This is a genomic window from Nonomuraea sp. NPDC001684, assembly GCF_053596515.1.
Window position 1 is genome coordinate 1 of record NZ_JBSFGJ010000045.1, and the last position, 13,187, is coordinate 13,187.

General features: G+C 70.8%; 13 protein-coding genes. 3 read left to right on the forward strand and 10 right to left on the reverse strand.

Going from position 1 to position 13,187, the window contains the following annotated elements; genetic code table 11:
• Nucleotides 1-195 (forward strand): CGNR zinc finger domain-containing protein (locus ACWCSD_RS12010; RefSeq protein ID WP_449914323.1); only part of this gene is annotated, 195 nt, incomplete at its 5' end.
• A 19-nt stretch (nt 196-214) separates the two neighbouring features.
• Here the strand turns inward: ACWCSD_RS12010 and efeB are convergent.
• From efeB to ACWCSD_RS12045, 7 genes are all read right to left on the reverse strand, one after another.
• Entirely contained in the window at nt 215-1,477 is a 1,263-nt protein-coding gene (gene efeB, locus ACWCSD_RS12015) for an iron uptake transporter deferrochelatase/peroxidase subunit (RefSeq protein ID WP_449914326.1), read from the reverse strand.
• A 15-nt stretch (nt 1,478-1,492) separates the two neighbouring features.
• Entirely contained in the window at nt 1,493-2,632 is a 1,140-nt protein-coding gene (gene efeO, locus ACWCSD_RS12020) for an iron uptake system protein EfeO (RefSeq protein WP_449914328.1), read from the reverse strand.
• Nucleotides 2,633-2,643: 11 nt separating this feature from the next.
• The gene (gene efeU, locus ACWCSD_RS12025) at nt 2,644-3,477 is read right to left on the reverse strand and encodes an iron uptake transporter permease EfeU (protein ID WP_397162387.1); all 834 of its coding nucleotides are present in this window, start codon (nt 3,475-3,477) and stop codon (nt 2,644-2,646) included.
• Nucleotides 3,478-3,600: 123 nt separating this feature from the next.
• Nucleotides 3,601-4,968, reverse strand: coding sequence for a glycoside hydrolase family 5 protein (locus tag ACWCSD_RS12030; protein ID WP_449914331.1), 1,368 nt, complete (start codon nt 4,966-4,968; stop codon nt 3,601-3,603).
• Nucleotides 4,969-4,970: 2 nt separating this feature from the next.
• Entirely contained in the window at nt 4,971-5,816 is an 846-nt protein-coding gene (locus ACWCSD_RS12035; RefSeq protein WP_449914334.1) for a carbohydrate ABC transporter permease, read from the reverse strand.
• Nucleotides 5,813-6,694 carry a carbohydrate ABC transporter permease gene (locus tag ACWCSD_RS12040; RefSeq protein WP_449914336.1) on the reverse strand — a complete coding sequence of 294 codons (882 nt, stop codon included), beginning with the start codon at nt 6,692-6,694 and terminating at the stop codon, nt 5,813-5,815. Before ACWCSD_RS12040 ends, ACWCSD_RS12035 begins: the two co-directional genes overlap by 4 nt.
• Nucleotides 6,695-6,768: 74 nt before the next feature.
• Nucleotides 6,769-8,061: an extracellular solute-binding protein gene (locus ACWCSD_RS12045; RefSeq protein ID WP_449914338.1), complete on the reverse strand. Its 1,293-nt coding sequence runs from the start codon at nt 8,059-8,061 to the stop codon at nt 6,769-6,771.
• A 152-nt stretch (nt 8,062-8,213) separates the two neighbouring features.
• Here ACWCSD_RS12045 and ACWCSD_RS12050 point away from each other — a divergent pair, with 152 nt between their 5' ends.
• Nucleotides 8,214-9,224: a LacI family DNA-binding transcriptional regulator gene (locus tag ACWCSD_RS12050; RefSeq protein ID WP_358283246.1), complete on the forward strand. Its 1,011-nt coding sequence runs from the start codon at nt 8,214-8,216 to the stop codon at nt 9,222-9,224.
• A gap of 249 nt (nt 9,225-9,473) precedes the next feature.
• Here ACWCSD_RS12050 and ACWCSD_RS12055 read toward each other — a convergent pair whose 3' ends face one another.
• Nucleotides 9,474-9,713, reverse strand: a complete 240-nt coding sequence (locus ACWCSD_RS12055) for a hypothetical protein (protein WP_449914341.1) — start codon at nt 9,711-9,713, stop codon at nt 9,474-9,476.
• 130 nt (nt 9,714-9,843) lie between these two features.
• Nucleotides 9,844-11,175 carry an FAD-binding oxidoreductase gene (locus ACWCSD_RS12060; protein WP_449914343.1) on the reverse strand — a complete coding sequence of 444 codons (1,332 nt, stop codon included), beginning with the start codon at nt 11,173-11,175 and terminating at the stop codon, nt 9,844-9,846.
• Between the two features lie 106 nt (nt 11,176-11,281).
• Here ACWCSD_RS12060 and ACWCSD_RS12065 point away from each other — a divergent pair, with 106 nt between their 5' ends.
• The gene (locus tag ACWCSD_RS12065) at nt 11,282-11,635 is read left to right on the forward strand and encodes a nucleotide pyrophosphohydrolase (RefSeq protein ID WP_397162393.1); all 354 of its coding nucleotides are present in this window, start codon (nt 11,282-11,284) and stop codon (nt 11,633-11,635) included.
• Between the two features lie 23 nt (nt 11,636-11,658).
• Here ACWCSD_RS12065 and ACWCSD_RS12070 read toward each other — a convergent pair whose 3' ends face one another.
• On the reverse strand, nt 11,659-13,137 hold the full coding sequence (locus tag ACWCSD_RS12070) for an MFS transporter (RefSeq protein WP_449914346.1): 1,479 nt from the start codon (nt 13,135-13,137) through the stop codon (nt 11,659-11,661).
• Nucleotides 13,138-13,187: the final 50 nt, after the last annotated feature.

Sequence of the window (13,187 nt, forward strand, 5' to 3'; positions counted from 1 at the left end):
CGGCTCGCCGTGCGGGCCGTCACCGAGCTGCTGGAACTCGCGGCGGCCGGCGACTGGGAACGGCTGCGTCAGTGCGCGGCCACGCCGTGCACCGACGCCTTCGTCGACCGCAGCCGGCCGGGCAAGCGGCAGTTCTGCTCGACCCGCTGCGCCAACCGCGCCCACGCCCAGGCCTCGCGCGCCCGCCACCGCTGACGGCGGGCGCCGAGCAGGGTCAGGCGAACAGGGTGCGGCCCCAGTAGTCGCCCGCGTCCTGGACGCCGGGCGGGCAGGCGAACAGGCCGCTGGAGACGTGCTTGATGTACTCGTTGAGCGCGTCGTGCCGGGCCAGGTTCATCTGCACGGGCACGAACTGCTTGCGCGGGTCGCGCTGGTAGGCGATGAAGAACAGCCCGGCGTCCAGGCGGCCGAGGCCGTCGGAGCCGTCGACGAAGTTGTAGCCGCGGCGCAGCAGGTGGGCGTTGCCGTTGTTGCTCGGGTGCGCCAGCTTGACGTGCGAGTCGTCCTTGATCAGCGGCTGCCCGTCGGGGCCCTTGGCGGCGAAGTCCACGGGGTCGAACTCGGCCTTCCTGCCCAGCGGCGCGCCCTCGCCCTTGTCCCGGCCGAAGATCTGCTCCTGCTCGGCGAGCGAGGCGCGGTCCCAGGTCTCGATCGTCATGCGGATCTTCCTGGTGACCATGTACGTGCCGCCCGCCATCCAGGCGGGGCCGTCCGAGCCGCTCGCCCACAGGTGGTCGCGCAGCAGGTCGGCGTCCTCCAGCTTCATGTTGTTGGTGCCGTCCTTGAAGCCCAGGAGGTTGCGCGGCGTGGCCTGGGCCCGCGACGTGGACGACGTACGGCCGAAACCGAGCTGCGACCAGCGCACCGAGACCTTGCCGAAGCCGATCCTGGCCAGGTTGCGGATGGCGTGCACGGCCACCTGGGGGTCGTGCGCGCACGCCTGGACGCAGATGTCCCCGCCCGAGATCTCCGGGATGAGCTGTTCGCCGGGGAACTTCGGCAGGTCGGCCAGTGCGGCCGGTCGTTTGCCCGCCAGCCCGAACCGGTCGTCGAACAGCGACGGGCCGAACCCGATCGTCAGCGTCAGCCCCGAGGCGGGCAGCCCCAGCGCCTCGCCGGTGTCGTCGGGCGCCGCCTCGGCCGCCCCGCCCACCGCGCCGAACGCCCCGGCCTCCTTGCCCTGCGTCAGCCGGGCCGCCGCGGCCGTCCACTCCTGGAGCAGGTCGATCAGCTCGGCCTTCTTGTCGGTGATGACGTCGAAGGCGACGAAGTGCAGCCGGTCCTGGGCAGGCGTGACGACGCCCGCCTGGTGCTGCCCGTAGAACGGGAACGGATCGGACGTCGATGCGGCGTGCGCGACCGGCGGCTCCTCCAGCAGCGACCTGGTCGTCACCGCCCCCGCCCCGAGCACGGCCGCGCCCGCGGCGCCCAGCCCGAACAGCTTGCGGCGGCTCATCCGCCCGCCGGCCTGCGACAACGCCCCCACCTCCCGTTACTTGGCGATGACCGGTGCGATCTTACTGATCGGCTCGGCCAGCGCGTTGATCGCGTCGGACAGCGCCTTCAGCTCGGCCTTGGACAGCTCGTCGTGCAGCTTCCAGCCGTCGCCCTTCTGGTGCGCGCCCAGCGCGGCCTCCGCGGCGGCGAACTTCTCGTCCAGCGTCTTGACCAGGTCGGGGGAGCGCTGCTCCAGCACCGGGCGCAGCGACTGCACGGCGGCCTTGGAGCCCTGGAGGTTGGCGTCGAAGTCCCACAGGTCGGTGTGCGACCAGATGTCCTCCTCGCCGGTGATCTTCCCGGAGGCCACCTCGTCGAGCAGCTCCTTGGCGCCGTTGGCCAGGTTGAGCGGGGTGAGCTCGGCGGCGTTGGACTTCTGGACGATGGTCTTGACGTCGGCGATCAGCTTGTCGGCGACCGGGCCGTCCTTGCTGATGTCCTTCTTGATCCACAGATCCTTCTCGATCCGGTGGAACCCGGTCCACTCCTCGCCGTCGGCCAGGTCGGCCTCGCGGGCGTCGATGGCCGGGTCGAGGTCGCCGAAGATCTCCGCGACCGGCTCGATGCGCTCCCAGTACGTCCGCGAGACCGGGTACAGCTCCTTGGCCTTGTCGATCTCGCCGGCCTTGACGGCGTCCACGAACTCCTGCGTCTTGACCAGCAGCGTGTCGCTCTGCGCCTTGATGTAGCGCTTGTAGCTGGCGACGGCGTCGGCGAGCTGGGCGTCGGAGGTGAGCGCCTTGTGCTCGCCGGTCACCTTCAGCGCGTTGCGGATGCCCTTGCCCACCATGCCGGGCTTGCAGACGGTCTCGTACGCGCCGGCCGGCAGCTCGGCGACCAGCTCCCTGGTCAGGCCGGGCACGATGTTCTCGACCTCGGCCATCACCCGGTCGCCGGGGGCGTACACGTAGAACTCGGTCACCTTGGAGCCGCCGTTGGTGATCGTGAACGTGCTCGTGCCCGCCGCGATCTCGGCGGCCGCGACCTTGCACTCGGTGTCCGACGCGGCCACGGTGATCTTGCCGGGCGCGGCGGCCGGCCCCTTGGCGGTCTCCGTGGCGGTGGTGCCCGAGCCGCACGCGGTCAGGCCCGCGAGGGCGAGCGCGCCGAAGGACAGGCTGATGGCGGTACGCATGATGCTCCTGTTCAGGCCGCGGGTGCGGTGGAGGCGGGAGTGGTCTTCACCCGCTGTGGCAGCAGGAAGAGGAAGAGAGTGGGTGCGAGGTAGACGATCCAGGCCACGGCCTCGGCGATGCTCGGCTGCGGCGTGATGTTGAGCATGCCGGAAAGCAGCGCGCCGTACCAGGAATCGGCGGGCAGGACGGCGCTGATGTCGAAGGCGTAGGAGCTCAGGCCGGGCAGGATGTTGGCTTCCTGGAGGTCGTGCACGCCGTACTTGAAGATGCCGGCGGCGACCAGGATGAGCAGCAGGCCCGTCCAGGTGAAGAACTTGGTGAGGTTGATCTTCAGCGCGCTCCTGTACAGCCCCCAGCCGATGACCACCGACGTGAGCAGGCCGAGCGCGATGCCGAGCAGGGGGTCGATGGTGGCGGTCGCGCCCTGGACGGCGGCGAAGAACAGCAACGCCGTCTCAAGCCCCTCGCGGGCCACGGCCAGGAAGGCCATCACGACCACCGCGAGCGAGCCCATCTGCAGCGCGTCGGAGAGCTTGCCCCGCAGCTCGCCGGAGAGCGCGCGGGCGGTGCGCCGCATCCAGAAGATCATCCAGGTGACGAACGCGACGGCCAGCAGCGAGGTGATCGCGTCGAACAGCTCCTGCCCCATGTGCCCGAGGTTGGCGGCGGTGAAGGTCAGCAGCGCGCCGAAGCCGACGGACAGCGCGACCGCCGCGGCGACGCCCGTCCAGACCTGGGGAAGCTTGTCCTTCCTGTCGCTCTTGACGAGGAAGGCGATGAGGACGGAGACGACGAGCGTCGCCTCCAGTCCCTCGCGCAGTCCGATGAGGTAGCTGGCGAACACCGTCACTCCTGCTGGCTGAGGAAAGGCTTACCTAAATTAGGGCAGCCGAAGCATACCTAGCGCAAGCAGTGATGGCGATAGTTTGCCCGGTGGTGTGACGCACCCGACTGTATGAGCGGTTTGTCACCCGGTGAGATTGGCGGCCAGCAGGTCGAGCAGCGGCTCGCGCCGTACGCACTGCTCCAGCGTGAACGAGTCGGCCAGGGCCAGCAGCTCGTCGTCGCCGAGCCCCCTGAACAGCCCGGCGTACTCGGGCAGCAGGGCCTGGGCGAGGAGGATGTGCCTGATCAGGTCGTCGGTCTGGTAGCGGGCGCCCCACGGGTAGGGCGTCCAGTCCGGGAACTCGGTCTCGACCAGCCGGTGCAGCGGGGCGAGCACGTCGGCGCACTCCTCCATGGTCGAGCCCCACCGGTCGGCGCCGAGCCGCCGCTTCTTGCCGATGAACGCGCCGAACCGGTCCAGGTACGCCCCCGACGCGTGCACCAGACCCTGGAGGCCCACGTCCTTGTACGTCCAGAGCGACCAGCCCGCGTCGTGGGCGTCGTAGATGTCGAGCTGGTCGCGCAGGACCTGGTAGCGCTGCGCGTCCCGGTCCGGGGCGCCGGTGTAGACCGGGCCGAACTCGCCCACCCACAACGGCGTGCCGGTCTCGCGCTGGAACCGGGACCGCCGGGCGAAGGTCTCCTCCAACTGGCCGCGGTCGCACCACTCGCCCCTGGTGAGCCCCGGGTACGGGCCGCCGTGGGCGAACCCGGCCAGGGCGTAGTCGTGCATGACGAACACCGTGTTCTCGTACATCTCCCGGAACATCGAGAAGTCGGTGGCGTAGGTGTTGCCGTCCAGGAACAGGACGTGGTCCGGGTCGGCGGCCCGTACGGCCTTGACCAGCCGGTCGTAGAACGGGCCGACCACCTTGCCCGAGACGTCGCCCGGCTCGTTCACCACGTTGTACCCCGCCACCCACGGATGCCCGCGGTAGTGGTCGGCCAGCGCCTCCCACAGGTGCACGGCCCGGTCCTGGAAATGCCGGTGCTGCCAGAACGCCGCCACGTGCGTCGGGTTGTCGCTGTGCCAGTGCTGGTTCTGGGAGCCGGGCAGGGCGTGCAGGTCGATCACGCTGTAGAGACCGCGCTCGCCCAGCAGGCCGATGACCCGGTCGAGGTGCCGGAAGCCCCTCGGGTCGATCTCCATGGGCCGGTCGTCGGACTCCCAGTGGTGGTAGTTGACCGGGATGCGCACGCAGTTCATGCCGAGCCCGGCCAGCAGCCCGGCGTCGCTGCCGGTGAAGAACGAGGTGAGCAGCCGGTCGAAGAAGAGCTCGGCCCGCTCCTCGCCCAGCACGCCGGTCACCGCCGCGCGCATCGAGGTCTCGTTGGCGGGATAGCCGGTGATGAAGTTCTCCATGTTCATCCAGCCCCCGAGGCCCACCCCCCTGAGCCGGACGGGCGTGCCTTCGGGGGTGAGGAGCCGGCTTCCTGAGACGTGGAGCATGTTCACCCTTTCGTCGCACCCGCGGTGAGCCCACCGACCAGGTGACGTTCAGCGATGGCGTAGAACCCGAGCGCCGGCACCATGGCCAGGATCAGGTAGGCGAGGACGCGGGCGGTGTCGGTGGCGTACTGGCCCTGGAACTGCTGGATGCCGAGCGGCAGCGTCCAGCTCGACTCGTCGCTGAAGACCACCAGGGGCAGCATGAAGTTGTTCCAGCTGCCCACGACGGCCAGCACGGAGACCGTCGCCATGGCCGGGCGGGCCATCGGCAGCAGGATCCGCCAGAAGAACCCGAACGGCGAGCAGCCGTCGATGATCGCGGCCTCCTCGATCTCGCCCGGGATGCTCCGGAAGAACCCCCGCAGGATGATGATCGTCAGCGGCAGCCCGAAGGCGGCCTGCGTCAGGATGACGCCGAGCGGGTCGTCCAGCAGCCCGAACGCGCGCAGCAGCACGAAGATCGGCAGGATGGCCACCGCGAACGGGAACATCAGCCCCGCGGTGAACAGCGTGAACAGCGCCTCCCTGCCGCGGAAGGCGAACCTGGCGAAGACGAACGCGGCCAGCGCCGCCAGCGCGACCATCACCACGGTCGTCGCGACCGCGATGAACGTGCTGTTCCACACCTGCCGCCAGAACGACCCCGAGCCGAGCACGTCGGTGTAGTTCGCGGTGACCCACGGATCGGGCAGGCCGAAGGGGTTGCCGGAGAGCTGGCTGTTGCTCTTGAACCCGCCGAGCAGCGCGTACACGATCGGCGCCAGGATGAACGCGCCGACGACCCAGGCGATCGCGTGCAGGGGCAGGGTGGGACGGCGCCGCCGCGCGGGCGGCCTTCCGTGGTTCATCGGCGGCCTCCCATGGACGTCGTCGCGCCCGCCAGGTCCCGGCGCATCACCACCCGCTGGTAGACGAGGGCGAAGACGAGGCTGAGCGCGAACATCACGACGCTGATCGCGTTGGCGTAACCCACCTGGGAGCGCTTGAAGCCGAACTCCATCATGGTGACGGCCATCGTCTCCGAGGAGTGCGACGGGCCGCCGCCGGTGAGGATCCAGACCAGGTCGAACAGCTGGATGGTGTAGATGACCGACAGGAACACGCTGATCCTGATCGTCGGCCCGAGCAGCGGCAGCGTGATGTGCCGGAACGTCTTCCAGGGCGTCGCGCCGTCGATCTGCGCGGCCTCGATCAGCTCGTTCGGGATGCCCTGCCGTCCGGCCAGGTAGATCATCATGTGGAAGCCGAAGTACTTCCACGTCATGACCAGGAAGAGCGCGGGCATCACGGTGTCCGGATCGGCCAGGAACTCCGACTCCAGCCCGAACACCGACAGCAGCTGGTTCGCCATCCCGCCGTCCGGCGCGAGGATCAGCGAGAACAGCACGCCGGTGATCACCTCGGACAGCACGTACGGGGCGAAGAACACCAGCCGGTAGACCGCCCGCCCCCGGATGCGCTGGTTCAGCAGCATCGCCACGGCCAGCGAGAACGGCAGCTGGACCAGCACCGACAGCAGCACCAGGACCGCCAGGTGCCACAGGTCGGTGGCGAAGATGCCGGACGACAGCAGCCTGGTGAAGTTGGCCGGCCCGACGAACTCGGTGGGCAGCCCGCCGAACCCGTTCCACTTGAACGCGCTGGCGTAGACCGCCACCAGGATCGGCGCCACCACCAGCAGCAGGAAGAGCACCAGCGCGGGCAGCAGGAACAGCGCGATCGTCACCGCGCGACCGCGCCGCCGGCCCGGCGGGGCGGGGGCCGGCGGCGCGACTGCCCCCGGTCCTCGGGTCAGCGTCGTCATTCGCTCTTGGCCACTTCGCTGATGTCCTGGCCGATCTGCTCCGGCGTCTTGGTCCCGGCGATCAGCTCGGCCACGCTGTCGTTGACCTGCTGGCCGACGGCCGGCGGGTAGGCCTGGTCCAGGTAGAGCTGGTAGCCGGAGGCCCCGGCCAGCAGGGTCGCGACCTGCTTGAGGTTGGCGTCCTTGACCGCGTTCTCCTCGCCCTTGAGCACCGGCAGCACGCCGCCCGCCGCCACGGCCTTGGTGTGCTGGTCCATCCGCGTCATGAACTTCACGAACTCCACGGCCTGCGGGGGCGCGTCCGCGCCCACCGACAGGCCGTTGCCGCCGCCGAAGGCGTCGCCGATCGAGCCCTTGCCGCCCTCGACCGCGGGGAAGGGGAAGAAGCCCAGGTCGTCGCCGAGGCCCTTGCCGGAGTCCTTCTGCACGGCGGGCGCCCACTGGCCCATCAGCTCCATGGCGGCCTTGCCGTTGGAGACCGTGGCCGCCTGCCCGTCGGGGGTGCCGTACCCGGCGCCGAGGAAGCCCTTCTGGAACGGCTGGAGCTCGGCCAGCGCCTTGACCTGCTGTCCGGCGGCCACGAAGTCGGGCTTGGTGAAGTCGTGGTCCACGCCCGCCTGCGTGAGCGCGGGCAGGCCGGCGATGCGCATCGCCAGATAGGCCCAGTAGTAGTGGCCCGGCCACTTCTCCTTGCCGGCCAGCGCGATCGGGGTGGTGCCGGACGCCTTCAGCTTCTTGACGTCGTCGAGGAACTCCGCCCAGGTGGCGGGCGGGGCCGTGATGCCGGCCTTGGCGAAGAGTTTCTTGTTGTACCAGAAGCCGACCAGCCCGATGTCCGTCGGCAGCCCGTACGTCTTGCCGTCGAACTGGTACGCGCTCAGCGCCGCGGGGGTGAACGTGCCCAGCACGGGGGCGACGTCGGCGGAGACGTCCTTGACCAGGCCGGCGTCGATCTGCTGCTTGAGCACGCCGCCGCCCCACGTGACGAAGACGTCGGGGGCCTTGCCCGACTGGGTGATCGTGGTCAGCTTGGCCTTGTAGGCGTCGTTCTCCAGCACCGTCGCCTTGATGGTGACGTCGGGGTGCGCGGCCTCGAAGTCCTTGGCCCGCTGCGCCCACAGGGACTTCAGCGGTTCGGCGGTGGACAGGTGCCACCATTCCAGCGTCACCTTGGCGGGCTTCTGGCCGGGCTGCGAGCCGCCGGGCTGCCCGCCGCTCTCGCCACTCCCGCCGCTGCCGCATCCGGCGACGAGCACGGCGGTGGCCATGAGGATCAGACCGCGTTTCATCCAGGGGTCCCTTCATCGGGCACGAGCGGTATGAAAGTTTCGTATAGCCCCCGATAATTTCGTTGATCGGAGCATAGGTATGTGCTGTGGAGGGCGTCAATAGCCGTCTTGGGAGCGATCCCAGTCCGAAACTTTCGGATACACTCCCGAACGTGTCAGCTAAGAGGCGCGTGACGATCGCACTGATCGCAGAAGAGGCCGGGGTCTCCATCCCCACGGTCTCCAAAGTCATCAACGGCCGGCCCGAGGTCGCGCCGGCGACCCGTCACAAGGTCGAACGGCTGCTCCAGGAACACGGCTACCAGCGGCGCGTCAGCCAGGACGACACCCCCGCCGGCCTGGTCGACCTGGTGTTCGCCGAGATCGAGTCGCCGTGGGCCATGGAGATCGTGCGCGGCGCGGAGAGCGCGGCCCACGAGGCCGGAGCCAGCGTCGTCATCTCGGTGCTGCACACCCACGCCGGCCCCGGCCGCGACTGGCTCGAACGCCTGGCCGCCCGCCGCACCGACGGCGTGGTGATCGTCGCCTCGCGCCTGTCCACCGGCGTGCAGGCCCAGCTCAGCGCGCGGTCGCTGCCGTTCGTGGTGGTCGACCCCGAGGGCGAGCCGGCCCCCGGCATCGTCTCGGTCGGCGCCACCAACTGGAACGGCGGCCTGGCCGCCACCCGCCACCTGCTCGAACTCGGCCACCGCCGGATCGGCATGATCAGCGGCCCGGCCGACATGCTGTGCAGCCAGGCCCGCGTCGACGGCTACCGGGCCGCCCTGGAGACGGCCGGCGTGCCGCTCGCCCCCGAACTCGTCCGGCGCGGCACCTTCCTCGTCGACTCCGGCCACGACCAGGGCCACGAACTCCTGTCACTGGACGAGCCGCCCACGGCCATCTTCGCCGGGTGCGACCTGATGGCGTTCGGCGTGTTCGAGGCCGCCCGGCAGCGGGGGCTGCGCGTTCCGGAGGACCTGAGCGTCGTGGGGTTCGACGACCTGCCGCTGTCGAAGTCGGCCTGGCCGCCGCTGACGACCGTGCGCCAGCCGTTGCAGGAGATGGCGGCGCTGGCCACCCGTACGGTGCTGGGGATGGGGAAGGGCGAGGTGCCGGACACGAAACGGGTGGAACTGGCTACGGAACTGATCGTCCGGGAAAGCACGGCCGCCGTGGAGTGAGGGACGGCCGGAACCGCCCGTCCCGAGCGGCGGGGCCCGGCCCGAGCGGTCTTCGCCCTCCGGGCTCAGGCGCCCTTCCCCAGGCGCCTCCGGCGCACCCCCGCGCCTCCGGCGCCGTCGAGAAGTCGCGTCGATCAAGGGGTGCGATATGGGTGATGGAGAGCCGCTCGGGCGATCGTGACAACGGATGCCTCTGCTGGTCGCGGTCGAGCACCGCGATCAAATGGCCTTTATCCAGAAGAACAGCGGTCACACTGAACGGTTGAACCACTCGACCATCAGATCTTCGACATGTTCCGAAAGATGGCCCTCACCGGAGGCACCGATCCCGGCGATCGTGAGCCGACGACGTACCGGCTTGTCGTCTTCGCCCGGCATATCGGCGAGTTCGGGGTCGGTCTTGACCAGCCGCAGGAGGTGCCGCGCCTGGTCGGGCGACAGCCGATCGACCAGGTGATGCAGTTCCTCATGCGCATGTCCGGCGCTCATACCTGCGAAGGTACGTCGGCGGAAGCGCCGACAACCCATCCCTCGCCCAACTGGTCCGCAGGCAGGAGACGGCCGGTTCGACCAGCCGGCCGGCGAGCACGCGGGGCACCGGCGCTCGGACGTCAGACGATCAGAGGAACAGGTTGTGGGGGTCGTGGGTGGTTTTGAGGGAGGTGAGTCTGGTCCAGGTGGACGGGGTGTACGCCTCGGCGGCCAGGGCCGGGGCCTGCGGGCCGGCCAGGAAGTTGCGGAAGCGGAGGCCCGTGCTGGACGGGTCGGCGAGGTCCAGGGGTGGTTTCGGGTTCGTGCCCGCGAAGGCGATCGTGGTCAGGCTGTAGGCGGCCGTGCGGTGGTCGATCGCGTTCGGGACGTCCGGGGCGGCGGCCAACGCGCCGCCGAGGCGGCGGATCTCGACCATCGCGAAGCCCGGGTCGGCGCGGTCGAACAGATCGGCGTCGAGGGTGTGCAGCATCAGGGAGAGTTCGCGGTACGCGGCGGGTTCCGTGGGGTCCTCGTGGACGGCGGCGATCTCGGTGTAGGGGCGGTCCCTGACGGTGTCCTCGGCCGGGTTCAGGGCGCGGAGAGGGGCGATCAGCTCCTCGGGCGTGAGGTACGAGGGGGCGGGGCTCAAGGAGGCCGAGTTCGAGCGGGTGAGGTGCGAGAGGGCGGGGTTCGAGAGGGAGCGGGCGGGGGGAGAGAAGGGGGTGGCGTGGGCGAGGCGGACGGCGGTGAGGTGGGCGTTCGGGAGGCGGAGGAGGGCGATGGAGGTGTCCATCGTGTCCGGCAGGTCGCGGCTCCAGCGCAGCCAGGCGGCCAGCAGCTCGGACGCCCGTTCGGCCGGGAAGCGCAGCATGCCGCCGTGGAAGTGCGGGACGGCGGCCAGCTCCAGCTCCATCGCGGTCACCACGCCGACGCCCGGACGGCCGCCGCGCAGGGCCCAGAAGAGGTCCTGGTTCTGGTACGGGCTCACCGTGCGCAGGGTTCCGTCGGCCGTGACCAGTTCCAGGGACCTGACCCGGTCGGCGGCCCAGCCGAACGTGCGGCCGAGCACGGGCAGGCCGCCGCCCAGCGTGTAGCCGACCGCGCCGACCAGGGGGGAGGAGCCGTTCGGCGGCGCGAGACCGTGTCCGGCGGCGGCGTCGATGACCTGGCCCCAGCGCACCCCGGCCCCGACGCGAGCGGTGCGGGTGGCGGGGTCGACGGACAGGCCGGTCATCCGGCGGGTGTTGATCAGCAGGGTCCCGTCCACCGAGGCCGACAGGCCGTGGCCGGTCGCCTGGACCGCCACCCGCAGCCCCGCCGACCGGGCGTGGTCGATCGCCTTCCGGACGTCGTCCGCGTCCCGGGCGCCGACGACCACGGCGGGGCGTACGGGGCCGGCGACGGTGTTGAAGCGGGCCGTCTCGTCGTCGTACCCGGGGCCGCCGGGGACGAGGACGGGGCCGTTGAAGTGGGAGAACACGGAAGCCAGTCGATCGCGGAAGCGGCCGGGGAACCAGACGGGGTTCGCCCGGACTGTCATCACCGGTCGTGATGAATCGGCCGGCGGCCCAGTAGGGTCGGGTGGCGTGAGCGAGGAGCTGGAAGGGCTGGCCGTACGGCTGCGGGAGTTCGCGCGGGCCCGCGACTGGGAGAGGTTCCACACGCCGAAGAACCTGGCGATGGCGCTGGCGGGGGAGGCGGGCGAGCTGGTCGCGGAGTTCCAGTGGCTGACCGCCGAGGAGTCCGCGAGCCCCGACCCCGACACGCTCGCCCGCATCCGCGCCGAGCTCGGCGACGTGACCCTGTACCTGGTCCGGCTGGCCGACGTCCTGGGGGTCGATCTGGTGGCGGCGGCGACCGCCAAGCTGGCCGACAACGAACGCCGCTACGACGCGGCCGGCTACCGCGGCTCGGCCAGAAAGGCGCCGCCGTCCACCTGACCGGGCGAGCGGGCTGGAGGGGGTCAGGGCGTCGGGCGGTGGTGGCGGAGGGCGAGGAGGGCGAAGACGGCCAGCCCCGCGAAGACCACCGCGCTCACGGCCCCCACCGTGTTCAGCCCCGCCGTGAACGCCGCCCGCGCCACCTCCAGCAGGCCGGGCAGGTCCTTGGCGGCGGTCACCGCCACGCTGATGCTCTCCCGCACCGCCTCCACCGGCAGGTGCTCGGGGAGCCGCCCGCGGTAGACGGCCGTGCCGAGGCTGCCGAGCGCGGCCACCCCGACCGCCACCCCGAACTCGCCGCTCGTCTCGGTCAGCGCCGCCGCCGACCCGGCCTTCTCGGCGGGCGCGGCCGTCATGATCACGCTGTTGCCCGCGCCCATCGGCAGCGCGATGCCCGCCGAGGCCAGCACCAGCCCGGTGACGACCAGCCCGGTCCCGCCCACGCTGGGGACCTGGGTGTGCAGGAACAGCCCGACGGCGCCCAGCGCGAGCCCGGCGGCCATCACGTACGCGGTGCCGATCCGGGCGGCGAGCCGCGGCGCGACCGACAGGGCCACGATCATCGCCACGTTCTGCGGCACCAGCCACAACCCGGCGCCCAGCGGCGACAACGACTCCACGGTCTGCAGGTACTGGGTGGTCATGAGCGTGGTCCCGGCCATGACGATCGCGCCGAGCGACATGATCCCCAGCGTCGCCGCGAACGCGCGGTTGCCGAACAGCCGCAGGTCCAGCAGCGGGTTGGCGAGGTCGCGCTGCCGCCTGACGAACACCACGCCGAAGGCCGTCCCGGCGGCGACCGCGATCAGGGGGACGGGCTGCCAGCCGCCGCGCGCGACCTCCTTGAGCCCGTAGACGACCGGCAGGATGGTCGCCAGGGACAGGGCCACGCTGGCCGGGTCGAGGCGGCCGGCGTGCGGGTCGCGGTACTCGGGGAGCAGCAGCCGTCCGGCGACCAGCACGGCCGCCATGAACGGCACGCCCATCAGGAACGCCGACCCCCACCAGAAGTGCTCCAGCAGCAGCCCGCCCACCAGCGGGCCGACCGCCATGCCGAGCATGAAGCAGCCGTACCAGAGGCCGATCGCGGTGCCCAGCTGCCGGCCGTCGGTGAACATCGTGCGGATCAGCGCCAGCGACGACGGCAGCAGCGTCGCCCCCGAGACGCCGAGCAGCGCCCGGGACACGATGAGCATCTCCGCGTTCACCGAGTACGCGGCGGCCACCGAGGCCGCGGCGAAGGCCACCGAGCCGATCAGCAGCAGCCTGCGCCGCCCGATCCGGTCGCCCAGTGTCCCCATCGTCACCAGGAACCCGGCCAGCATGAACGAGTAGATGTCCAGGATCCACAGCTGCTGCGGCGCGGAGGCGCCGAGTCCGGCGCTCAGGTGCGGCAGCGCCAGGTAGAGCACGCTCAGGTCGATGGAGAGCAGCAGGGCCACCGAGGCGAGGACCGCGAGGCCCGTCCATTCACGCCGTCCAGCGAGGGTGCCGGTCTTCATGTCGTTTCCCCTTTCGTTGCCTTCACGGTGCCGGAGGGCGCTTCCGGTGC

Coding starts and splice junctions, on each gene's coding strand:
- ACWCSD_RS12035 (WP_449914334.1), bottom strand. CDS start 5,816: ATGAACCACGGAAGGCCGCCCGCGCGGCGGCGCCGTCCCACCCTGCCC.
- efeO (WP_449914328.1), bottom strand. CDS start 2,632: ATGCGTACCGCCATCAGCCTGTCCTTCGGCGCGCTCGCCCTCGCGGGC.
- ACWCSD_RS12030 (WP_449914331.1), bottom strand. CDS start 4,968: ATGCTCCACGTCTCAGGAAGCCGGCTCCTCACCCCCGAAGGCACGCCC.
- ACWCSD_RS12045 (WP_449914338.1), bottom strand. CDS start 8,061: ATGAAACGCGGTCTGATCCTCATGGCCACCGCCGTGCTCGTCGCCGGA.
- ACWCSD_RS12055 (WP_449914341.1), bottom strand. CDS start 9,713: ATGAGCGCCGGACATGCGCATGAGGAACTGCATCACCTGGTCGATCGG.
- ACWCSD_RS12070 (WP_449914346.1), bottom strand. CDS start 13,137: ATGAAGACCGGCACCCTCGCTGGACGGCGTGAATGGACGGGCCTCGCG.